Annotated in this window: 21 protein-coding genes; 20 read left to right on the top strand and 1 reads right to left on the bottom strand. The window is 37.7% G+C overall.

Annotation, left to right across the window (positions count from 1 at the left end):
- The first annotated feature begins 148 nt into the window (after positions 1 to 148).
- The 15 genes from OZX76_RS08465 (at position 149) to OZX76_RS08395 (ending at position 14,480) form a co-directional block, all read left to right on the top strand.
- Entirely contained in the window at positions 149 to 877 is a 729-nt protein-coding gene (locus tag OZX76_RS08465; RefSeq protein ID WP_277179421.1) for an L-ribulose-5-phosphate 4-epimerase, read from the top strand.
- A 109-nt stretch (positions 878 to 986) separates the two neighbouring features.
- Positions 987 to 1,439, top strand: a complete 453-nt coding sequence (locus OZX76_RS08460; protein ID WP_277179419.1) for a PTS sugar transporter subunit IIA — start codon at positions 987 to 989, stop codon at positions 1,437 to 1,439.
- Between the two features lie 26 nt (positions 1,440 to 1,465).
- Positions 1,466 to 2,863: a PTS transporter subunit IIC gene (locus OZX76_RS08455; RefSeq protein ID WP_277179416.1), complete on the top strand. Its 1,398-nt coding sequence runs from the start codon at positions 1,466 to 1,468 to the stop codon at positions 2,861 to 2,863.
- A 25-nt stretch (positions 2,864 to 2,888) separates the two neighbouring features.
- Positions 2,889 to 3,182, top strand: coding sequence for a PTS sugar transporter subunit IIB (locus tag OZX76_RS08450; RefSeq protein ID WP_277179414.1), 294 nt, complete (start codon positions 2,889 to 2,891; stop codon positions 3,180 to 3,182).
- A 57-nt stretch (positions 3,183 to 3,239) separates the two neighbouring features.
- On the top strand, positions 3,240 to 5,351 hold the full coding sequence (locus tag OZX76_RS08445) for a PTS sugar transporter subunit IIA (RefSeq protein WP_277179412.1): 2,112 nt from the start codon (positions 3,240 to 3,242) through the stop codon (positions 5,349 to 5,351).
- A 91-nt stretch (positions 5,352 to 5,442) separates the two neighbouring features.
- A complete protein-coding gene (locus tag OZX76_RS08440) occupies positions 5,443 to 6,009 on the top strand; it encodes an SGNH/GDSL hydrolase family protein (protein WP_277179411.1) in 567 nt (188 codons plus the stop codon).
- An 8-nt stretch (positions 6,010 to 6,017) separates the two neighbouring features.
- Entirely contained in the window at positions 6,018 to 6,845 is an 828-nt protein-coding gene (locus OZX76_RS08435) for a helix-turn-helix transcriptional regulator (protein WP_277179408.1), read from the top strand.
- A 73-nt stretch (positions 6,846 to 6,918) separates the two neighbouring features.
- On the top strand, positions 6,919 to 7,335 hold the full coding sequence (locus OZX76_RS08430; protein ID WP_277179405.1) for an SRPBCC family protein: 417 nt from the start codon (positions 6,919 to 6,921) through the stop codon (positions 7,333 to 7,335).
- A gap of 133 nt (positions 7,336 to 7,468) precedes the next feature.
- On the top strand, positions 7,469 to 8,899 hold the full coding sequence (locus tag OZX76_RS08425; RefSeq protein ID WP_277179402.1) for an MFS transporter: 1,431 nt from the start codon (positions 7,469 to 7,471) through the stop codon (positions 8,897 to 8,899).
- Between the two features lie 74 nt (positions 8,900 to 8,973).
- The gene (locus OZX76_RS08420) at positions 8,974 to 9,363 is read left to right on the top strand and encodes a PTS sugar transporter subunit IIA (RefSeq protein ID WP_277179400.1); all 390 of its coding nucleotides are present in this window, start codon (positions 8,974 to 8,976) and stop codon (positions 9,361 to 9,363) included.
- 334 nt (positions 9,364 to 9,697) lie between these two features.
- Positions 9,698 to 10,738 carry a dipeptide epimerase gene (locus OZX76_RS08415; protein ID WP_277179398.1) on the top strand — a complete coding sequence of 347 codons (1,041 nt, stop codon included), beginning with the start codon at positions 9,698 to 9,700 and terminating at the stop codon, positions 10,736 to 10,738.
- A gap of 2 nt (positions 10,739 to 10,740) precedes the next feature.
- Positions 10,741 to 11,511 carry a serine hydrolase gene (locus tag OZX76_RS08410; RefSeq protein WP_277179396.1) on the top strand — a complete coding sequence of 257 codons (771 nt, stop codon included), beginning with the start codon at positions 10,741 to 10,743 and terminating at the stop codon, positions 11,509 to 11,511.
- Between the two features lie 354 nt (positions 11,512 to 11,865).
- A complete protein-coding gene (locus tag OZX76_RS08405) occupies positions 11,866 to 13,137 on the top strand; it encodes an MFS transporter (RefSeq protein ID WP_277179394.1) in 1,272 nt (423 codons plus the stop codon).
- A gap of 34 nt (positions 13,138 to 13,171) precedes the next feature.
- Positions 13,172 to 14,182, top strand: a complete 1,011-nt coding sequence (locus OZX76_RS08400; RefSeq protein ID WP_277179392.1) for a nitrilase-related carbon-nitrogen hydrolase — start codon at positions 13,172 to 13,174, stop codon at positions 14,180 to 14,182.
- A 4-nt stretch (positions 14,183 to 14,186) separates the two neighbouring features.
- Entirely contained in the window at positions 14,187 to 14,480 is a 294-nt protein-coding gene (locus OZX76_RS08395; protein WP_277179389.1) for a hypothetical protein, read from the top strand.
- 98 nt (positions 14,481 to 14,578) lie between these two features.
- On the opposite strand, the gene OZX76_RS08390 is transcribed toward OZX76_RS08395, so the two are convergent.
- Positions 14,579 to 15,508 carry a 2-dehydropantoate 2-reductase gene (locus OZX76_RS08390; protein WP_277179387.1) on the bottom strand — a complete coding sequence of 310 codons (930 nt, stop codon included), beginning with the start codon at positions 15,506 to 15,508 and terminating at the stop codon, positions 14,579 to 14,581.
- Positions 15,509 to 15,687: 179 nt separating this feature from the next.
- On the opposite strand from OZX76_RS08390, the gene OZX76_RS08385 reads away from it, so the two are divergent.
- The 5 genes from OZX76_RS08385 (at position 15,688) to OZX76_RS08365 (ending at position 21,677) form a co-directional block, all read left to right on the top strand.
- The gene (locus OZX76_RS08385) at positions 15,688 to 15,975 is read left to right on the top strand and encodes a type II toxin-antitoxin system HicB family antitoxin (RefSeq protein ID WP_277132008.1); all 288 of its coding nucleotides are present in this window, start codon (positions 15,688 to 15,690) and stop codon (positions 15,973 to 15,975) included.
- Positions 15,976 to 16,266: 291 nt separating this feature from the next.
- Positions 16,267 to 16,833 (top strand): aldose epimerase, encoded by a 567-nt coding sequence (locus OZX76_RS08380; protein WP_277179384.1) that lies wholly within the window; start codon positions 16,267 to 16,269, stop codon positions 16,831 to 16,833.
- Between the two features lie 99 nt (positions 16,834 to 16,932).
- On the top strand, positions 16,933 to 18,054 hold the full coding sequence (locus OZX76_RS08375) for an LCP family protein (RefSeq protein ID WP_277179381.1): 1,122 nt from the start codon (positions 16,933 to 16,935) through the stop codon (positions 18,052 to 18,054).
- Positions 18,054 to 18,671 carry a glycerol-3-phosphate acyltransferase gene (locus tag OZX76_RS08370; RefSeq protein WP_277179380.1) on the top strand — a complete coding sequence of 206 codons (618 nt, stop codon included), beginning with the start codon at positions 18,054 to 18,056 and terminating at the stop codon, positions 18,669 to 18,671. The genes OZX76_RS08375 and OZX76_RS08370 overlap by 1 nt, the downstream gene beginning before the upstream one ends.
- A 36-nt stretch (positions 18,672 to 18,707) precedes the next feature.
- Positions 18,708 to 21,677 (top strand): LTA synthase family protein, encoded by a 2,970-nt coding sequence (locus OZX76_RS08365; protein WP_277179377.1) that lies wholly within the window; start codon positions 18,708 to 18,710, stop codon positions 21,675 to 21,677.
- Positions 21,678 to 21,824 lie beyond the last annotated feature (147 nt).

Genomic DNA, 21,824 nt, shown 5'->3' with positions numbered 1-21,824 from the left:
CCTGCGAAAGAAGTTAATTTAGACTTTTGCTAGTTTAAGCCGGCTTAGTCAATTCGTTGCACCAAAAATAATTAATTGGCGTGACTTATCGATTAGGGTACTTCATGTTTGAATAATTAAGGAAGCGATTACTTAGAAAGGAGCACTCATGTTAGAGAAGCTGAAAAAAGAAGTCTATGAAGCCAATATGCAATTACCTAAGCTTGACCTAGTAACGTTTACTTGGGGGAATGTTTCGGGAATTGACCGTGATAGCGGCCTGTTTGTTATCAAACCTTCCGGTGTAGCGTACGAGCAATTAAAGCCAGAAGATATGGTCGTAGTTAATCTTAAGGGTGAAGTAGTAGAGGGCAAGTTGAATCCTTCTAGTGATACACCAACGCATACAGTTTTGTATAATGCGTTTTCTAAAATTGGGGGGATTGTTCATACTCATTCGCCTTGGGCTGTATCGTTTGCGGCTGCCAAGATGGATATTCCAGCAATGAATACAACTCATGCCGATACATTTTACAATGCAATTCCTGCAGCTGATGCTTTAACTCAAAAAGAGATTGCGGAAGACTACGAAGGCAACACTGGTAAGGCAATTGTCCGGACGTTTAAAGAACGTAATTTAGATTACGAAGCAACTCCAGGGTCACTTGTTAGTCAGCATGGACCATTTTGTTGGGGAGCAACACCTCAGAAGGCTGTATATAACGCTAAGGTTTTGGAAGTTGTAGCTGAAGAAGACTACCACACGTTGCAATTAACTAGAGTTAATAGTGAATTACCGCAGTATTTGTTGGACAAACACTATTATCGTAAGCACGGCGAGAATGCCTATTATGGTCAAGATAATGCGCAATCAATGATGCATGCAAAACGGTCTTAGTTTTGCTAGTCAATTAGTTGCACTAAAATTGGTTGCTTGGCGTTACTTATAAAGCGCTTTTATAAATGGTTAAATATTTGGTGTAAGAAGACAAATGGGAGGTGAATAAATGGAATTATTAAGTCCAAGGCTGGTTTTTGCACAAGTTAAGGCTAATTCTGCTGATGAAGTTATTCACTATTTAGCAACTCAGCTTAAAGATAACGGTAAGGTAAAAGATACTTTTGAACAGGCTGTAAAAGAACGTGAGCAAATTCATCCAACAGGGTTACCTAGTGGAAAAATCGCGGTGGCAATTCCACATACCGATGTCCAGTATGTTAATGAAGCTGCAATAACTTTTGCGACATTAGCTCATCCAGTTGAATTTCATAACATGGCTGTAACTGATCAGCTGTTAGAAGTTCGAATTGTCGTTATGTTAGCTTTGAAGGATCCACATAGTCAAGTGGAAATGTTACAAAAACTAATGGCTTTATTTCAGAATCAAGAATTACTAGCTTGCTTGCAAAAAATTACTGATAGCAAGCAGCTCTACGATGCTGTAATTAAGCATATTTAATAAATATTATTTGGGAGGAATTATTTATGAAACCGATTATTGATTTCATCATGTATATTGTTGGCTTAGGACCAACTGTGCTAATTCCAATTATCATGCTAATCTTTGGTCTTTGCGTACGTGTACCTTTTACTAAAGCACTGCGTGGCGGTTTAATGGTTGGTATTGGTTTTATTGGGTTAAATGCCACTGTTTCAATTTTAACTGATGTAATGAATCCAGCTATTAAAAACATGATTCAAGTTATGCACCTGAACTTGCAAGTTATTGATGTTGGCTGGCCGTCAGCTTCCGCAATTGCTTATGGTACTGCAGTTGGCGTAAGCATGATTCCGTTGGGAATTGCGATTAATATCTTAATGCTAGTAACCAAGACTACTTCAACAATTGATGTTGATATTTGGGACTTTTGGCACTTTGCCTTCAGTGGTTCACTTGTTTATGCTCTAACAAAAGATATTGTTTTGAGTCTATTCTTGGCTAGTGTCAATATGATTGTGATCATGGTAACCGCTGATAGAACAGCACCGTTATCGGAAAAATACTTGGGCTTGCCGGGAATTTCAATTCCTCATGGATATGCAGGTTCCTTTGTTCCAATTGCCATTGTCTTTAACTGGATTATTGATAAAATTCCGGGTGTTAACAAGATTCACATGGATGCTAAGGACTTTAATAAGAAGTTCGGTTCATGGGGTGAACCAACATTGTTGGGATTCGCCATTGGGATTATTATTGGTATCTTAGCTTATGGTTTCATTCCGGGCATGACGATTGCAACTAAGTTAGGTAAGATTATGTTAATGGGTGTTACTTTATCAGCTGTGATGATTATCACCCCTAAGATGGCAGCGCTACTTTTACAAGGTGTTGTCCCTGTTTCAAACGCCATTCAAGCATTTACACAGAAGAAGTTCTCTGGTAAGAGAAAGATTTACATTGGGATGGATACTGCTGTTGGTATTGGTAGCCCCGTAGTCTTAGCTTGTGCTACTTTAATGATTCCGGTAGCGTTACTGTTTGCCTTTATTTTGCCAGGTAATCAATTCCTACCAACTATTGGTTTGGTTGGCTTTGTCTTCATGTTCCCATTAATTGTTTCAATAACTCACGGAGACTTCTTTAGATCATTTATTATTGGTGCAATCAACGTCGTTATTGGTTTGTGGATTGGTACTAACTTAGCACCATTAGTTACTAAATGTGCTAGGGCTGCTCACTTCGCTTTGCCAAAAGGCTCATCAATGATTTCAAGTATTGACTATGGTTCTAACCCATATCCTTGGTTAATTGTTCAAGTAGCACCATTTAAGATTGCTGCTTATGTAATTGGGATTATTTTGATTGTTGGCTTATGTTGGTGGAATAGAAAGAAAATTATTGCCGAAGAAAGTCAATTAGCAGCAAGTAAGAGTAAAAAATAAATTTTAATTTAAAGGAGAATATATTATGAAAAAAATTTTGGTTGCCTGTGGTGCAGGAGTAGTTACTAGTACTAGTGCAATGAATAAGCTGCAAGAAGAACTAACTAATCGTGGAATTGATAGTGATAAATATACTTTGGGCCAATCTTCAGTTGCTCAAGTTGAATCACTCGCAAATGATTATGACTTGGTAATCACAACAACACAATATGATAATGATGCAATTAAGATTCCAGTAATCAATGGCTTACCATTATTAACTAATATTGGTGTTGATGCTGTAATCGACGACATTATTGATAAGTTGGATCTTAATTAAGCCTGTAAAGGATATTTTGGCTAAAAAGAATATCGCTGTAATTGAAGGGTGATTGGTGTGACGAGAAATGGTTCTGTTAAATTAACAAATGCTAACAAATTATTGGTGTATTTGGCAAAAGCACCTGATTTTATTAGTTTGAAAGAAATAATGGAAACCTTTAATATTTCGCGTAGAACAGCTTTTAATTGGCTAAACTCAATCAATCAGGAACTACACAAAAATAATTTAGCAGAAATTGTTAATATCCCACGCTATGGTTATAAAATGACCGATCAGACCAAAAAAGTAATAATTAAGTATGATAATAGATTGCAAGTTGTGCCTAAGTCAACAAAGACAGTTGTTAGTGCACTAGACCGACAAACGATTATTGTTCTTTATTTAATTGGTAGTGGCAAAAACGTTTCAATTAACGAATTAGCTGATCAGTTTTCTTGTTCACGTAACACGATTATCAAGGATTTTAAACTAATTAAGTCTCGGTTTCCGTTATTAACAATTGCTAGCTCGCGAACTGGGCATCAAATTGTTAGTAGTGAAACTGATATTAGGCTGACTGTTTATGAATTATTGCTTCATCATAATGAGTTGGTATTTAATTTTATTAAAAAGTTGAATTATTCAGTAACGGCAACAAGAAAGTTGGTTGTTCAAACGCAACAAAAGCTGCAAATGAATTTTTCTGAAAATTCTATTCAGCAATTAACTTATTGGTTAATGTTTAGTAACTGGCGCATCAGTTATCACCACCATCTTCAAGATAATGATGATGACTATTCATGGATTGCTGCTAATACTAAAGGTGTATTGACTACATGTTCAGAATTACTTTTAAAATTAACTAATCAGGACTGTTTAAAGGGTGAAGTCACTTTTCTTAGTAAAATAATGCTTTGTTCACAGGCAACTGAAGTTACTTGTGTAAAACCAAGTTTATATCATGACCTCGCCAATATTGCACAAGAAATAATTTTTCGTTATGAACAGTTAACAGAACAACAAATTTCGTATAAGTTGTTTACTAAAGTGTTGTGTAATCATCTTTATGCCACCTTTTTCAGGGTCAAGTTTGGGATTCCCTTTTCTTCAAATGAAGTTGATGAGATTAAGCGGCAATATCCAGAACTGATTAAATTCACTGCGGTTGCATGTGCGCCACTTGAACAATATTTACAAAAGAAATTGCCAACTGAAGAAGTAGCATTAATTTGTTTATATTTTGGCTCAATTAGTAGCAAAGGCTATCAAGATTTTTCAAATGGCGATAAGCTCAAGCGAGCATCTTTGGCAGAAGTGCTAGTTGTGTGCTCTAGTGGTATCGGGACTTCAGCCATGCTCTATCATGAACTTAGTCGCCTGTACCCGTTAATTAAATTTTCACCACCACTTGAGATTCGTGATTTAGAGCGAATTTTTGCTAATACATATCAGGCACGGTTAATTGTCAGCACTGCGCCACTTAAAGCAGTTGCTTATCCAATACCAATTGTTAATGTTAAAGCAGTTTTGACTAAGCATGATCAGAGCATTATTGAAAGCTTTTTGCGTGAGAAAGTTCCTCGTAAAATTGAACATAATGCGAGTGCAGTCGATAGCTTAGTATCAATTATTAATGAATATGCGGATGTTAAAGATGAAAGTGGCTTAAGATTAAGTTTAGATAAATTCATTTTTCCTGAAAACAATAAGAGTAGTCATAGCGACTTACCTAATTTGGGTAATTTGTTACCAGCAAGGCGAATAAAATTTATCCATAATAGGAATGACTTGTCTTGGCAGCAGGTTTTACAGATCGGTTGTGATTTACTTGAACGAGATGGAGTAATTGACAATTTATATTTTCAAAAGATTAGTGACCTAATTAATAAGTATGGCCCGTATATGTTAATCAGTAGCAATATCTTTTTGGCTCATGCTGCTCCAAGCAGTAGTAGTAAAGCAGTTGGCTTATCCCTAGTTTTATTAGATCATCCACTTGTAATTCAGGCTCATGGTCAAAAAGCAACTATAATTTGCATGTTTGTTTTATCCCCTGGCGTGCAGCGAGAACATGAACGAGCATTAGAACAATTAGTTGATATTATCAGAAGTGAAAAGAACGTCAACAAATTGCTAAAAGCTAAGACCTCACAGGAGGTACGCAAATTTTTGCTATCATTTAACTAAATATTGAAAGAATACGTATGCTTTAAAGTATGCGTATTTTTTGTTTACTTGCTGTAAAATATATTCAATGTTTAAAATAGAGGGATTACAAATGAAACTATTATTGACTGGCGATAGCATCATTGCGCGCAAAGAAGGCTTGAACGAGCCGCGATTAAACGCAACACTAAAAAAGTTACACCAGAATCTTGAACTTAATAACACGGCAGTTTCTGGAATTAATTCCGGAGCATTCTATGCCATGATGAGTGAATTGGTATTAAAGCAAAGGCGTTGTGATAAATTAATAATTTTACTGGGAACCAATGATTTAGCTCAACATAAGCAAGTGCCACTTGAGCAGTTCGAGCAGAATATGAATTTGATTGTTTCAAGCGTACTGTGTCAATATTATCCGCAAAATACTATTTTAATTACGCCTCCGGCAGTAGATGAAACTAAACAAATCTATCGGAACAATCAATTAATTAAGGATTATGCTACAGTGATTAAAAATGTGGCACGGCAATATCGTTGTCAGTTTATTAACTTATATCAGGCAATGATTAATCAGAGCGACTTAGTAGAATTATGTCGTGGTGAGTTAAATGATGGTTTACATTTCGGGCAGCAGGGATATTTGCTTTTAGGAAATTTAATTGTTAAACAGATAAAGTAGGTAACAAGATGGCTAATCAATTAGGGCAAGCGCTGAAAACAGCGCGGCAAACAAAAAAGATGACACAAAAAGAAACAGCGGAGAATATTTGCGCGCAATCAATGCTGTCGGCAATTGAAAATGGTAAATATGTTCCCAATGCCAAGCTGCTAATTGAACTTTGTCAGCGATTGGGAATAGAACTAAATACAATTAGCTTAGCAAGTAATTTTGCGATTAGTAGCCAGCCTTCACTTAACGCAAAATTAGACAGGTTGTGCAATCTGCATGATTATGAGCAACTTCGCGTTTTTCTTTTAAAAAAGTCAACAATTAATCAACTGCAAACAGCTGCAGAAGAACAAGCTTATTACTACTATCTGGCAATAACGGATTTTCAAATCGATCATAATTTAACTGCAGCAAAGCAAAATCTTAAGCTTGCATTAGCTTGTAATGAAACGGGGTCTTTAACTTCGGTATTAATGCGATTGACGTTAATTTCGTTAAGTCTGGTCAATTTAGACCAAGGGCAAAAGAAGGAGTCAGAGCAGCTACTAGTTAAGGCAATGGCAGACATTAACCAAATTAATTATTCTGAAAATCTTAACGTGCTGTTTTATCTAGCAGCGTTAATTAATTATCAAGCTGGTAAAATTCGTGCGGCAGTGGATTGGTTAGATCAAGGAGTTACATACATTACCGAGCATAATTCACATTACATGCTGGCAAATTGTTACTTTTTACTTGCTAAAATTGCACAGAAAACTGGTCAAGAAGATCAGGCATTAGAAAATGAACACAAGAGTCGCTTTTTAAGTGAATTATTTACTGAAAAAATATTTGATCAAATTTAATATCAGTATTCTGATTATCTTTAAATTTTCTTTTTTCATAAACTAGGACTATAAATTCAAGGAGGTTCTAAATATGGAACAGAAAATTTTTACAAATATCAGATTGGTTAATCAAACTCAAGAACAGGTACAACAGTTTTTATTACAACCACAGTCATTATTAAAGTGGGTACCAGAAATTAGGATTACGGAGCAGTCAAGTGACCAATTTGTGATTGAGCGGATGACTGAAGCGCCTAATAAACGCGAGCAAATCAGGATAATTGGCGATAATAATCGGGTAACTTATGTTAGTACCCAAGGTAAAATTGCATACCAGGTTGAATTTCAACTTAGTAAACAGAATGGTAAGACATTAATTGCAGAAAGTCTTTATTTAACCGATCAAGTTGCAGGTAAATTACCATTAAAATTATTAATCCCAATTGCCAAGCATGCATTTAATCTTAACTTAAATAATCTTGCCCAAGTTTTAGAAGCACAAAGTTAAATTACCAAAAAGCAGTTATTCATTATTGAGTAACTGCTTTTATTTTGTACTTGGCAAAGACCAAATAAAGTGTATAATTTATCTTCATAAGGTACCTAACTAAATTGGAAACGCTTGAAAGGACTTGGAATAAATGGCACAAAATTTAAGTTACCAGACTGATAAGCAGGTGCAAAAAAATCGCTGGTTGATCTTAGTAGCAGTAGGGTTATTCACCTTCATGTCAACGTTGGATGGGACAATCGTTAATATTGCATTGCCCGTAATTAGCAATGACTTGCACATATCAATGAGTCAATCGGAATGGGTTGTTTCCCTTTATCTAATTGTTGTCTGCAGTTTTATTCTTTTCTTTGGTAAGCTGAGTGACTTGCAGGGTAAAATTAAGATTTTTCGGTTAGGGGCGGTGTTCTTCATTGCCGGCTCGTTAATGTCTGGTTTTAAAGTCAATTTGCTCTTTTTACTGATCGCTCGAGCAGTGCAGGCATTTGGGGCAGCCATGACAATGGCGACTAATAATGGGATTATTACGGAAATTTTTCCACATTCTGAGCGGGGGAAAGCTCTTGGAACAATTGGCTCTTTTGTAGCCTTGGGCTCGATTGCTGGACCTGGTCTTGGTGGCGTAATTTTGTCGCATTTATCATGGTCATATATTTTTTGGCTAAATGTTCCAGTTGGTTTAATTGCTGCTATTATTGGCGCCATCTATTTGCCTAAAGATATTACTTTTACTAAGGCACCACTTGATAAGAAGGGCTCATTTACCTTTGCCTTAGGGATGGTAACTTTGTTTGGTGGAATTTTTCTGGGGCAGCAGCTTGGCTTCACTGCAGCAACGGTTTTAGTGATGTTAATCGTTGGAATACTTAGCTTTTGCTGGTTTGTTTACACAGAAAATCGTGCAACTAATCCATTGTTACAATTTAGTCTGTTTAAGAACCCAGACTTTTCGGTTAGTTTATTGTGTGCGTTGCTGATTTTTATTACTAACTTCTTCTTTAATGTGGTGACGCCATTTTATTTAGAAAATGCACGGCATTTAGCACCAAGTAAAACTGGTTATATTTTAATGATTTTACCGCTTGTACAATTATTTGCGGCGCCAGTTGCTGGAACGATTTCTGATAAAATCAGTCCGAAATTAATTACCTTTATCGGGTTATTACTACTCTTGGTCAGTCAAATTGGTTACTATCTGTGCAATTTAACGTCACCGATTTGGCTCTTTATTGTTAGCATTGCCATCATGGGTCTGGGCAGCGGAATTTTTAGTTCACCGAATAATTCTCTTGTCATGAGTTCTGTTGAGCAAAAAGACTTGGGTGTTGCCGGCAGTATTAATTCACTTTCTCGTAATTTGGGAATGGTAATTGGAATTTCTAGTGCCACGACCATTTTGTTTGCGGCAATGAGTGCGAAGAAGGGCTCGCGGGTAACTGGCTACTTACCTAAGCAACCGGAAATTTTCATTTATGGGATGCACGTTGTCTTTTTAATTTCTATTATTATTTGTCTAATTACGGTTGTTTTAAGTGGTTGGCGATTACTTAAAAAAGATTAATATAAAACGGTAGAAATAATGCTTTCTATGCTAAACTTAAAAATAAAAGTTTAATATTGAAGGGATATAAATATATGAGAATGTTATTGATGAGTCATGGTCAAATGGCTCAAGCAGCTTTAGGCAGTGCAGAATTGATTATGGGTAAGCTTGATAATGTAAAGGCAATTGGTCTTAATCCCGATCAAGGTCCCGAAGATTTGCAAAAAGAGGCCGAGGAATTTTTGGATCAAGGTACTGATAAGGAAACTGTCGTAGCAGTTGATGTACTTGGTGGTACGCCATCTAATGTTGTTATTCGACTGTTTGCTGAGTACCCTGATATTCAAGTAATCAGTGGTGTTAACTTACCATTAATTATTGAATTTGCTAACCAGTCGATGATGGGCCAGGGATTAAATAAGCCGCAGCTAATTGCAATGGCTAAAGATGGCATTGTTGATGTTAATGCAAAATTGAAATAAAAAATTTGGACATTTGTACTGTCCTAATGGAGATAATTGCTGGATGTAGTTCTAGCAATTATTTTTATTTTATTTGGAAAAAGATTAATGCTATTTATTTAGATAATATCAGGCATGAAATACTTTTTTTGCTATAATTATTAAAGATGATATTTTATTCCAATATTTCAATTTGGAAGAGAGTTTAAAATGGTAATTGCTGGCTAGTTTTAATTTGCTTAACATGATTGTTGGGTTAGGAAAAATGTAAAGTTGGTCCGCAATCTTGATTGGCAGTGCTAGACCCAAGCAGTTGGTATTGGCGCCTTTTTGGATATGAAAGAAGGTAGAACGAATGACCAAAATTACTAAAATTACACAAAAAATTATTAGTTTACCCTTGAAAACACCGTTTACGACCGCGCGGCATACGGTTACGGCAGCACAAGCTGTTCAAGTTGAAATTACGCTCGCTAACGGCTTAGTCGGTGTTGGTACAGGAACACCAAATGAAGTAGTTACTGGCGATACGCTAGCTAGCTGCCAAGCAGTTTTGACAGATGTATTAATTCCTAGCCTGATTGGCTGCGAATTTGAAGCATGGGAAAAGTTACTGGCAACGATTAAGAATGCGATTCAAGGCAATCAACCAGCTAAGGCTGCACTAGAATTTGCCTTGTATGATTTGCGCTGCCAAATTTACCATACGACATTAGTAAACTTACTCGGTGGTCAGACTGCTACTGTTACAACAGATATGACACTAGGTATTAAGCCGCTTGAGCAAATGGTTCAGGAAGCCAAGGAGTTTGTTCAGCAGGGATTTACTACCTTAAAGATTAAGGTTGGCTCTAACGGGATTACCAATGACATTAATTTAATTAGGACAATTAGTGAAGCCGTTGGTCCCGAGATAAAGTTACGGCTTGATGCTAATCAAGGCTGGAGCCGGATGGAAGCTGTTCAGGCATTGCGGGCATTAGCTATTGCAAATTTACCAGTGGAATTTATTGAACAGCCACTAGCTGCTGGTGATATTGCTGGACTAAAAGAATTAACGCAGTTACATATTCTGCCAATTATGGCAGATGAAAGTGCATTTTCTTATGCCGATGCGATTACTTTATGTAAAGAACATGCGGTTGACTACGTTAACATCAAGTTGATGAAGACTGGCGGTTTGTCTGAGGCAGAAAAGATTAATGATCTATGTGCAGCTTCTGGAATTGGCTGTATGATTGGTTGTATGATTGAGCCAACTAATAGCATTCAGGCGGCAATTGCCTTTGCCGGTGCTCACGAAAATATAAAATTTGCAGATTTAGATTCGGTTTATATGACTAAGGAAGCTCCCGCGGGATTAGAACTTGCGGGTCCAGAATTACGGGTAAAATAATCATGATTAATTTTGAACAAGAACTAGCATGCTTAAAGCATGACGTTAATTTTCAGCTATATTTACGTAGCTCATGGGGCTTGGAATATGAAATCAATACAGACCAAATGTGGGCAACTGCTAGCTTAATTAAATTAGGAATTGCGGCATATGGCCAGCAATTATTTCTTAAGCAACCGCATCTTTTGGAACAGCAAGTTACGCTGCAACCGGAAGATATTGTTCCCGGTGGTACTTTAAGTTTAGTGTCGCCACGGGTATATACAATTAAAGACTTGTTGCAACTAATGCTGATTCAGTCGGATAATACGGCGACTAATGCACTGCTGACGACATGGGGAATGAAGACCATTAATGACTGGCTCAAGGCTAATTATCCCAATGTATTATTGCAGCGCCGCTTAATGACGCCACCAACAAACGGTGAGAATTTGGCTAATGCAAAGAGTCTGGGACAATTACTTGCCGCCGCGTTTAAGTATGATGATGAATATGCGCAAGCGGCGCAGGCAAGTATGCATGGACAAATGTTCTATGATCGACTAGTTTGGCCAGTAGCAATGGGTGAATATAGTCAAATCAAGTCTTACAATAAGACGGGGGACTTGCTCAATTATGCCCATGATGCGGCACGACTAGAACTAGGTGATTCATGGATTGAATGTGTGGTAATGACCAAATTTAGTCCTAATGAAAAGACAAATGCTGTTCAATTTATGCAAAATGTGGGTCGTTTGCTTTGTCAAATGTTAACTGAGCAAAATCCGATTTAGAACATTAATTTAAATAATCAAAAAGACAGATTTCTAATTAGGAATCTGTCTTTTTTTAGCTGAAAAATACTTAGACTATCTAACTAATTTTACTTTCTTGGCGAATTTTCGCTCAATTTTTTTGAAAAAACTTTCCTCGTCGAATGTACTAACTTTTTGAAAGCAGTTCATTAGTGATGAAGACTATACGCTAACCGTTTTTATAGCACGGAAAATAACAGCGCTCTCACTGCTAGTAAGGCTAAGAGGCGTGAGCAGTTAAATTGACGCTCTTAAATCAGCGTGTTTATAATTGCTCCCTGTTATGCTTATTAATTTTCAAAATATTTAGTTAATTACGAAAGGAATTTTCATATGGGACAAGGTACACACTCATCTGTGCACAAAACTTGGCGCGATAACAGATGGCTGATTGGCCTGTCTGTTGTTATCGCCGGAATTGCCGTAGCCATGGCGCAAAACAAAGTTTCGCCGGTAATGAATATGATCATTACGCAATTCCACACCAGTGCGTCTGTTGCTGGTTGGATTAGTTCAAGCTTTTCATTGATTGCTGTTTTGCTGTCAATGACTGCTGCTAACCTTGCTGACTCAATCGGAATTCGCAAAGTCGGTATCTTCGCTTTGATTATTACGGTTGTCGGTGGTCTGCTTGGTATGTTTTCAACTAATATCTGGTTCATGCTCTTAACGCGGGTTATTGAAGGAACCGGTGTTGGTATTATTGCTGTTATTGGGCCAGTGCTGATTACTCAATGGTTTAATTCTAAAAACGGCTTGAGTATCATTATGGCAATTTGGACATCGTGGATGACGATTTCACAAGTAATCATCTTCTTCACGGCATCACCAATTACCAGTAGCTTTTCATGGCAAGGTATGTGGGGCCTAGCGATTGCCTTCTTAATTGTTGGCTTCGTTGCTTTCTTATTGTTTGTTCATCAACCACAAGAGATTGTGGAAGAACACGAAAACCGCAAGGATAACCGCTCAACTGCCCGTAAGGTGCTTGACTCAATTAACATCAAGACACAATTTAAGGCAATTAAGGCGGCAGGAAAGTCATCAGCCTTCATCGGGATTGCAGCTTTCTTCTTTGCTCTTTGCTCGTTTACATTCGTTTCTTGGATTCAGTCAGTTTGGGTACAAAATGTCCCAGGACTTTCTCGTGGTCAAATCAATACGATGCTCAGCAGCATGTACTTCTTGGAGATTTTCTTCACGATTCTTGCTGGGGTAGTTTTGGACAAGATTAAATCAGAAAACGGTAAAAAGATTTTTGGGATGAGTTGTGCTGTTTTATACGGTATTATCGGCTTAGCTGCCTTTAACTTTATCCATACAGCAGCTTTAGCTTGGGCTATCATCATCATTTTCCCGATTTTTGACGGGTCAATTCCAACCACAATCTATTCGCTTGCACCAATGTCTGTTAAGAAAGCACCGCTATCAGCTAATGCGATCGGTATTATGAATATCGGCCTTAACGCTGGTACCTTCTTTGCAGCACCACTTGCCGGTTCAATTATGAACATGGGTTCAAGTATGGTCGGCGTGATGTTTATTGTTTCCGCAATCTTAGTTGCTTTAGCATTTGGCTTTGTAACTTTGTATGAAGGTAAATAAACTTATTATTATTTTTTAGGAAAGGAAGTTAACTATGTTAACGACAAATTACGCATTACCTGGTTATTTAAATTTGGTCTTTATGCAAGCCGGTGCTCGGACTCCTGTTTCTGGTTATGTTTCAGAAGCTTCAATGAACGAATGGCTCCGCTTTAAGACTGATAGTCAAAAGGCAGAAGTTAAGAAATATTTGGCAAGTAAATCTGCTACTGAAATTGCAGAAATGCAAATTCAGGATAACTTGGACCAATTATTTGAGTACATGGATAGAGCCACTATTTCTTATGCTGGCTACCAAATGTTAATTACTCCTGAAACTTACACTCACGGTTTTAGTCCGGTTGCTCACGATTACCCATTGCACGAAAACGACAAGTTTATGAAGCAATTGCAAGATAAATGTGCGACCTTGGGTGTTTGGCTAGTTGTTGGTGCTTACTACCAATTTGAAGGTGATGATGAAGCAAGAAACGTTGCCATCACGATCAACGATGAGGGGAAAGTAGTTAATATTTACGCTAAAGCTCACCCTTGGAACCCAGCAGAACCAACTCACCCAGGAATGGGCGAAGGTTTAATGCCATTTGACGGTCCAGAAGGTGCTAAGATTTCAACAATTATTTGTGCCGATGGTGATTACCACGAAATGTGGGATATTCCACGTCAAAATGGTGCTAACTTGGTTATTCGGATTTCTGCATACATGGATCCATACCAAGAAGGAACAATGATTACCAACCATGAAGCTGCTTACCACAACAACTTCTACGTTGCTTACACTAACTTAGCTGGACGTGATGATGGTTACCAATGGTTTGGTCACTCAGGCCTTTACGCACCAGGTGGTGCATTGTTGCAACATTCAGATTCTAAGAATGCTGAAATGTTCATGGCAACCTTTAACCCACGCGAAGCTAGTTACTTACAAAACTCATCAATGATGGGTGACTTGGGTTACTTGAATGATCACCGTGGTGGTGCTAATCCCAATGCTGGTGACCATGATTACATTGGTTTTAAAGGCTTAGATAGCAGAAAGGACTAATAAGATGGCAGAATACGTTGTCGCACAATACGATGCACATTACTTTGCACAAAGTTACCGTGAAATGCTTGAAAACAGCAAGCGCGGGATGATTAACTTCTTCCCAATTACTAAAGATGAATTAGTTAAGGAAGCTGCAAACATTGATTTACGTTTATCTAATTACAAGTCAGTTAAATTAGGTCAAATTATCAGCGAATTTGATGGTCATGATTATCCATCAGCGACTGCTTTGACTCAAGCTTATGTCCGTTGGACAGGCTTGGGTAAGACAGACTTTGACTTAGAAGCAAAATAAATTTCTCTTACATATATACACAATTTTCCTAACATAAACACACTTAAAAAAGCTCCGTAATTCAAATCTAAATTGCGAAGCTTTTTACTTTTATAAAACTATTTAACGTTTAGCATTCCTTCTTTAGCATGAATCAGGTTGGTAATGCAGGCACAATATGGTGTGGCGACGCCGTATTTTTGTCCCTTACGCCAAACAGCACCATTAATGTAGTCAATTTCTGTTGGGCGGTGGTTGACTACCAAGTCCTGATACATTGACGGGTAGTGGTCCATTGTCCATGTGCTTTCAACGTGTTCAACTACTTCCTTGCGGTCAAGGTAGATACCCTCGCGTTCAGCAACATCAGCAAATTCGTCAACAATAGTGCGGGTGATTGCATCGGCATTCTTAGCATGACCAAAATCAACAGTTGTTCCCTCTAACAATGCACAAACGGAATTGACTACGCCGTTGACGCAAGCTTTACGCCAAATTGAGTACAGCACGTTGTCACTATAAACAGAATCAATCTTGGATTCGTTAAAGACATCAACGACCTTTTGAACTTCTTGTTGACCACTGGCACTAAGACATTGTAATTCTGTTTGTCCATTACCATCAAACTTGGTCTCACCGGGAGCAGGCATACTTGCGGCATTCATGGTGACCCCCATAATGATATGGTCTTCTGCCACATATTTTTCGAGCACTTCCTCATGTCCTAAACCGTTGAGCAGGCAAAGAATATAAGTGTTTGTCCCAATTACTGGTTTAATGCTGGTGAGCATTGAGTCTAGAGCCATTGACTTGGTGAAAACAATGATGAGGTCAGCGTTGGTGATTTTTTGAGCAACTTCATCTTGTTTATAAATTGGCATCTTAGCGCTCAAAGTCTGTCCATCAATATCAGCTTTAACTCCGCTTTTTCTAACGGCGGCAATGTTTTTGTCCCAGCCATCAATTAGAGTAACATCATTACCGCCACGCTTGAGCAGCAAGCCAAATCTCAGGCCCATTGCACCAGAGCCGGCAATTACAATCTTCATAATATAATTCCTCCACAAAAAATATTTATCAATGTGTATTCCTTCACTAATTATAATTCTTATGTTAATAATGAGCAATATGATAAATAATTTAAAATAATTTGCAAATTCATGCGGCAAACATGCAGTTTAGGTATATCATGATACTAGGTAACACTATAGGACGGAGGGATTAGTTAATGGCTCATAGAATAGTAACTTATCCGGCAATTTTTAAACCACTTGGTGATGATGTCTATGTAATTAGTTTTCCTGATGTCAAGGGAGCAATTACTGAAGGCGAGGGTCTGCGCGAAGCAATGAAGATGGCAGCTGATACTTTGGCTAGTCGGCTGTATGATAAGGCAGTATTACCTAAGAGTACCACAATTACTGAGATTGAGCTGGCTGATGACGGCTCATTTGTTGCGCCGGTTTCGGCTGATTTAACCGAGGCTTCACGTGACCGGATTAATTACGAAATATAAAAAAGCACTCCATCAGGAGTGCTCTTTTATTAACTTGTTCCAAAAACTAACTTATAATTCTTGGGAACACGATTATTATATTATATAAAATGTAAGATTGCCATTGATTTGGGCAATTATTTCTTGAAAATAAGCTGCTTTTTTACCCAAAAATTATTTTTTCTTCCTTTATAATAGGATCTTGATTTAATCAAGGTATTTATTTGATTAAAAAGCCCAGTTTCAAGGCGTGAATTGACAGAAGTAGTGTTAAAGTGCTATTTTTATCTGGGAGAAAGTTTGGAGTGAACTATGCAAACAATTGAAAATTCTCTTTTGCGTGTTGTAATTGATGAAAATGGCGCCCAGATGCTTAGTTTGGAAAATCTTAGTAATCAGTGTGACTATTTCAAACAGGATTCTGCGCAAGAGAAGTTGTCGGTTGTCTTTTCAGATGCGGATCAAGGTGAAAACTTGGCAGAGCTCTTACCTTGGACCGTTGTTGATAAGGGAGACGCGCGTGTTAGTTTGGCTTTGATTGATGATGCGGTAAGCTATAAGAAGTTTCCGTATCATTTTGAGATGATTTTGACTTATGCACTTGAAGGCAACCGCATTGATCTTAAATGCTATTTAAAAAATAATTCACACAAAGAAATGCCATTTTCCTTGTCTTTTGTTTTGCCGGTAATTACTGGCTGGACAGTTAAGGAAAGTGTCAACGAAGTTGAATTAACTAACCAAGAGGCAACTATTAAGTTAAATTCTGCCAATTTTTCTTTAGCAGCTAAAGGCCAGCAGGTAGTTGCTTCAATTGCTAAGAGTTTACTAGCAGGAGATAGTAATAACGAGTTCCAGCTGACTTTAGCGCTTAGCTAAAGATGGTAATGATTTTAATAAGAAGTTGCGAGCAAACCAGCATCGGTTTGCTTTTTTTGCTATAATACACTCATTGTTAATTAATATTTGGGTAAGAAAATGGATCATAACGATAATCGCCCGAACAAGAGTCGGGTAGAATTGCATGCCAAAGATTATCATCGGCGGCGACAAGTTTGGGCTTGGTTAATAAGCATTGTTGCGGTTGCTACTGTTGCAGCGGCTGCTTATTCGGCATATATTTATTATCGAACCAAGACAGCAGTTGATAATACGTACGACAGTAATAATCAAGTACAAATTAAAAAAGGCGAATTTAACGGTAAGAAAAGGTTCGCCGTTTTATTACTTGGAACCGATACGGGAGCACTTGACCGAACTGAAAAAGTTGGTAATACTGATACAATTATTCTAGCTGTTGTTAATCCGCAGAAGAAACGGTACACATTAATGTCGGTTCCGCGTGATACAATGGCACAAATGGTTGGTGCCCAGCAATTTCAGGTTGAGAAGATTAACGCGGCCTATGGTATTGGCGGCGCAAAAATGACAATGGCCAGTGTTTCGCAGTTAATTAATGTGCCAATTAAGTACTATGCCTTGGTTAATATGAAGGGCATTATGCGTCTTATTCGCTATGTTGGCGGAATTAACGTCCGGCCGACGCTTAGTTTTGAATACGGCGGCTATATTTTTAAGAAAAACCAATTAACCCACATGGGTGGTGGTGGTGCATTAGCATATTCGCGGATGCGTTATGATGACCCGCAAGGAGATTATGGCCGGCAAAAGAGGCAGCGTCAGGTTATTACGACTTTGATTAAAAAGGCTGTTTCAATTAGTACCTTAACCAAGCTGGATTCCGTGTTAACGTCAATCTCTGGCAATGTTAAGACTAATTTGCCATTTAAAGCTCTTGAAGAAATCGCGCTGAATTATCGTAGTTCAACGAAAAATGTTAAGAATGATTACCTTCACGGGCATAACGCAACGATTGCTGATGCTTCTTATCAAGTGCAATCAACTAAGGAACTGCAACGGGTGTCTGATTTTTTGCGTGGCGAACTGGGATTAACTTTAATGCCAATCAGCAATAATGAGATTTATCAGAATAAGCGTAATACTGCTAGGGGTTTTGACTTTTCTGATCCAGCCACGCAGGATTATACTATTTATCAGGATTATCAAGAGCAAAATTCACAGGAGGAAGATGATAATTAATGGCACGCTTGTGGTCAATTTTAATTGGTTATGCACTGGGGAACTTGCTTGGTGCAATGCTGCTGGGGCGGTTTGTTTTTCACCAAGATCCAACTAAGGTTGGTTCTGGTAATCCTGGGACAGCTAATATTGGTGCCGTTTTTGGCAAAAAATGGGGTATCATCACTTGCTTAGGTGATTTCTTAAAAACCGCCGTGGCAATGCTATTAGTTGCTAACTTTTTCCCCGGCCGTGTTAACTTAGCTTATGCAGGCTTAGGCTTGATTTTGGGGCATTGTTTTCCAATTTTAAATAAGTTTAAGGGCGGCAAGGGTGTTGCTGTAGCTGGATTATTTGCTTTAATCTATGATTTTCCAGCGGGTATTGTTACCTTACTGATTGCTTTAGTTTTAATGATTATCATGAAGAACTTAACGATGCCACCGCTAATTTTTATCTTTTTGTTTGCTTGTTATGAAATGACGAAGATTAGCGAGGTTGGGATCATTCTATTAGTAATTGGACTAATAATGGTGTTTAAGTTCAGGCATGATCTTCGAGACTTTTTTGCAGGTAAAGGTAAAAAGGTTGACGTTTTATACTCAATTAAGAAAAAGTTGGGTATAAAGGTACAATAATCAAATCAATTTTTAGTGAGGATAGATACTAGAAACATGAATAAAAATAAAAAAACGTTAAAAACCGTGCAGATTATCTGTCTGCTAGTTGCGACTTTCTTCATGCTAGTACAAATGTTTAACTTGAAAGGTATTGCTTCAAGAGCACACTTTTCATTTATTCGGTTTATGCCGAACATGTTGTACCACGCGACAATAATGATTGTACCAATGGTCTTTGGCGCTGTTTACAGTAAGAAAAAGCAACGTGCAAGCGAAAGCTTTAGGTATTGGCTGCTTGGAGTAGCAACCTTAATTGTTTATTACCTGTTGTTTTTTATTATTTCACCAAGTCACTTTAATATGTGGCGCGTGTGGGGAATGCTCTTTCCAGTTATTACCAGCACGTCAGTTTTGTTTGCTGGGTTAATTTTTAGTTTATTGGCTCAGCCATACCTATATGATTTACAGCATCAATTAAGTGACAAGCAAAACCTGCTAGTGTTGAGTATTTTAACGTTATTAGGTTTTGCTTTAAGTGCTGGTAATTTAACTTTCCAATACTCGATTTACGGCTTGTATTTGATTTTGTTCTTTGCTTGGGGAATGTTCCTTGCTAATGTCAAAATTAGCAAAAAAATGTTGGGACTTTCTTTACTTGTCGGTATTGTTTCTTTCTTTGTTGTTTTAATTGGTGTGCCGGGATTTGACGCCGTTTATTGGTCACAGCTAATTGCCGGTAATGGTGGTGATTGGAACAGAGAATTTTTGAATAATCCTTCTTCACCATTTATGTTCTTAATAGTTGCAGCTGCCTTTTTACTTTTCAAAAAGGTAATTGTGACCTTTAGCGCACGTGAAATGCGCTACTTTATTCCGGTAATTATCTTCATGGATGCGCCGATTTCAGCTAAATTTATGAAGGTCTTTCTGTTTACTAATTCTTCAACAATTAATAAGCTCATCATGATCGTATTAATGATGTTAATTGCTTGGGGTTGGTACTTTATTCTGGATCGCTACTTATTTAAATGGCACCCATTTGCACAGGTCATTGATTATCTCAATCATGAAACTAATTTGGCTAATATCTGTGCAACTGCACTGAACCACGTTACTAAATGGATTGTCACCAACCGCGTTAATCTGTTAACGTGGGCTTGGTTTTACATTTTAAGTTTTGTGTCTTTCTTAATTGAATCCGATAATTTACGAATTCAAATTAGTACGGCTAAAAATATTAATGCGGTTGTTTATCTTTTGGGGACAAAGTTCTTTGCGATTGTCTTAACAACAATCTTCCTTGATGCCTTGTTCTCAATCATTTACTTCATTACCACGCGGTATTGGACATCTAACATGCTGGTCAGCATTATTGTGCTTGGCTGGGCTGTTGCCAACAAGATTAAGATGAACTTGCGCGGTGAGCCAATTTATCCAACTGAAATCAGTGAAATCGTTAACTGGAAGACTTTACTGCCAATGGTGGGCAAAAATTTAGTAATTGCTATTTTGATTGCTCTGGCAGTAATAATTATTCTGGATGTTTTTTTGGAGAAGAAGTACCCGATTAAGAAGCGTGGCTCATGGAAGCGGCGTGGTATTTGGGCACTGCTCAGCTTACTATTGTTCTTAACACCGCTGCGGTTTAATCACGATGATGGCTTTATTTATTATATTAATCTTGGCTTTGATAATCATCAGAAATTCCGTAATCCTGAACGTGATATTCAGGTTAATGGTCCAATATTGAACTTCTTGAATTATATCGACTTGCAGATTATGGACCAGCCAAGTGGCTATTCAGCAACAACAATCAATCACTTAGACCAAAAGTATGCTAAAGTTGCAGCTAAGATTAATAAGACGCGGAAGAACGACATTAATAAGCAAACGATTGTCTTTAACTTGAGTGAAAGTTTTGTTGATCCATATACCTTCCCAACAATTAAATTTGATCGGGATGTGCCAAATCCGGTTAAGTTCATTCAATCAATGAAGAACCGGTCAACTTATGGCTCAATGCTTAGTGCCGGTTATGGTGGTGGTACAGCCAACATGGAATGGGAAACGTTGACAGGTCTGAATATGGGCATGTTTAAGTCGACGCTGACACCATACGTGCAAATTGTGCCAAATTACAAGTTCTACCCAACAATTGGGATGAACTTTGATTATAAATCTGCTATTCACCCGTTTATTGGTAGTTATTATTCAAGAATAGGTGATTATCGGATTTTCAAATTTAATAAATTTGTTTACCTAGGTTCAGGTTACAAGGTTATTGACCAAAAGAAATTAGGTCGTAGTAGCTACAATTCTGATTTCACTACTTATGCTAATGGTTTACATCAAATTAATGCGCGCAAGGGTGGACAGTTCATCAACCTGATTTCAATTCAAAACCACATGCCATACAATAATTGGTATCCAAATAACGAATATATGGGTAAGATTACTGGTGACTTGTTCAAGACTGCCGCAGACCGTGAACAGATGGCAACTTATGTTAAGGGGACACAGTACACCGATAAGGCAGTTAAGAAGTTTATTAAGCAAATTGATAAACTTAAGAAGCCAGTTACTCTAGTCTTTTATGGTGATCACTATCCAAGTATTTTGTCACAAAGTTACACAGCGAAGTATCCAGTGCAAATGCACTCAACGCGCTACTTTATTTACTCAAATAAGTATGCTCGTGAACATGGTGCCAAGATGAAGTTGTCGACTAAGGCAAATAGCTTTGTTAATAGTAGTGACTTTATTGCCATGATGTTGCAACAGACTGACTCGAAGGTTACGCCATATCAAGCATTGCTAACAGAAGTTCATAAGAAGTTGCCAGCAATTACAATTAATTTTGCTGGTGATAAAGGCTTTAACTTAGTTAACCGCAAAGGTGAAATGGTTGATCCAAAGACGTTGACTAAGAAGCAACAGGAACTGCTTGCTGATTACGAAATGGTTCAGTATGACATGACTTCTGGTAAAGCATATGGTTTAAAGGCTAAAGGCTTTTACAAATAATTAAAAAATAATGTTGACTAATTAATAAAAAATTAGTATTATTCATTTATCATCATAATGAAGTAGCACCTCGATTCAGCGATCAGAGAACTAGCGGTTGGTGTGAGCTAGACAGGTCGAGAGTGATGAAATACAGGTTGGGTGGTT

This window comes from Lactobacillus sp. ESL0677 (assembly GCF_029392875.1).
Lineage (GTDB): Bacteria > Bacillota > Bacilli > Lactobacillales > Lactobacillaceae > Lactobacillus.
This window is presented reverse-complemented; position numbering and strand designations above follow the sequence as displayed.

Excerpts from the sequence above, each read along its gene's own strand:
- OZX76_RS08440 (WP_277179411.1), top strand. The coding sequence starts at position 5,443 with ATGAAACTATTATTGACTGGCGATAGCATCATTGCGCGCAAAGAAGGC.
- OZX76_RS08410 (WP_277179396.1), top strand. The coding sequence starts at position 10,741 with ATGATTAATTTTGAACAAGAACTAGCATGCTTAAAGCATGACGTTAAT.
- OZX76_RS08450 (WP_277179414.1), top strand. The coding sequence starts at position 2,889 with ATGAAAAAAATTTTGGTTGCCTGTGGTGCAGGAGTAGTTACTAGTACT.
- OZX76_RS08460 (WP_277179419.1), top strand. The coding sequence starts at position 987 with ATGGAATTATTAAGTCCAAGGCTGGTTTTTGCACAAGTTAAGGCTAAT.
- OZX76_RS08375 (WP_277179381.1), top strand. The coding sequence starts at position 16,933 with ATGGATCATAACGATAATCGCCCGAACAAGAGTCGGGTAGAATTGCAT.
- OZX76_RS08405 (WP_277179394.1), top strand. The coding sequence starts at position 11,866 with ATGGGACAAGGTACACACTCATCTGTGCACAAAACTTGGCGCGATAAC.
- OZX76_RS08380 (WP_277179384.1), top strand. The coding sequence starts at position 16,267 with ATGCAAACAATTGAAAATTCTCTTTTGCGTGTTGTAATTGATGAAAAT.
- OZX76_RS08395 (WP_277179389.1), top strand. The coding sequence starts at position 14,187 with ATGGCAGAATACGTTGTCGCACAATACGATGCACATTACTTTGCACAA.
- OZX76_RS08400 (WP_277179392.1), top strand. The coding sequence starts at position 13,172 with ATGTTAACGACAAATTACGCATTACCTGGTTATTTAAATTTGGTCTTT.
- OZX76_RS08455 (WP_277179416.1), top strand. The coding sequence starts at position 1,466 with ATGAAACCGATTATTGATTTCATCATGTATATTGTTGGCTTAGGACCA.
- OZX76_RS08385 (WP_277132008.1), top strand. The coding sequence starts at position 15,688 with ATGGCTCATAGAATAGTAACTTATCCGGCAATTTTTAAACCACTTGGT.
- OZX76_RS08415 (WP_277179398.1), top strand. The coding sequence starts at position 9,698 with ATGACCAAAATTACTAAAATTACACAAAAAATTATTAGTTTACCCTTG.
- OZX76_RS08425 (WP_277179402.1), top strand. The coding sequence starts at position 7,469 with ATGGCACAAAATTTAAGTTACCAGACTGATAAGCAGGTGCAAAAAAAT.
- OZX76_RS08435 (WP_277179408.1), top strand. The coding sequence starts at position 6,018 with ATGGCTAATCAATTAGGGCAAGCGCTGAAAACAGCGCGGCAAACAAAA.
- OZX76_RS08420 (WP_277179400.1), top strand. The coding sequence starts at position 8,974 with ATGAGAATGTTATTGATGAGTCATGGTCAAATGGCTCAAGCAGCTTTA.
- OZX76_RS08365 (WP_277179377.1), top strand. The coding sequence starts at position 18,708 with ATGAATAAAAATAAAAAAACGTTAAAAACCGTGCAGATTATCTGTCTG.
- OZX76_RS08465 (WP_277179421.1), top strand. The coding sequence starts at position 149 with ATGTTAGAGAAGCTGAAAAAAGAAGTCTATGAAGCCAATATGCAATTA.
- OZX76_RS08390 (WP_277179387.1), bottom strand. The coding sequence starts at position 15,508 with ATGAAGATTGTAATTGCCGGCTCTGGTGCAATGGGCCTGAGATTTGGC.
- OZX76_RS08430 (WP_277179405.1), top strand. The coding sequence starts at position 6,919 with ATGGAACAGAAAATTTTTACAAATATCAGATTGGTTAATCAAACTCAA.
- OZX76_RS08370 (WP_277179380.1), top strand. The coding sequence starts at position 18,054 with ATGGCACGCTTGTGGTCAATTTTAATTGGTTATGCACTGGGGAACTTG.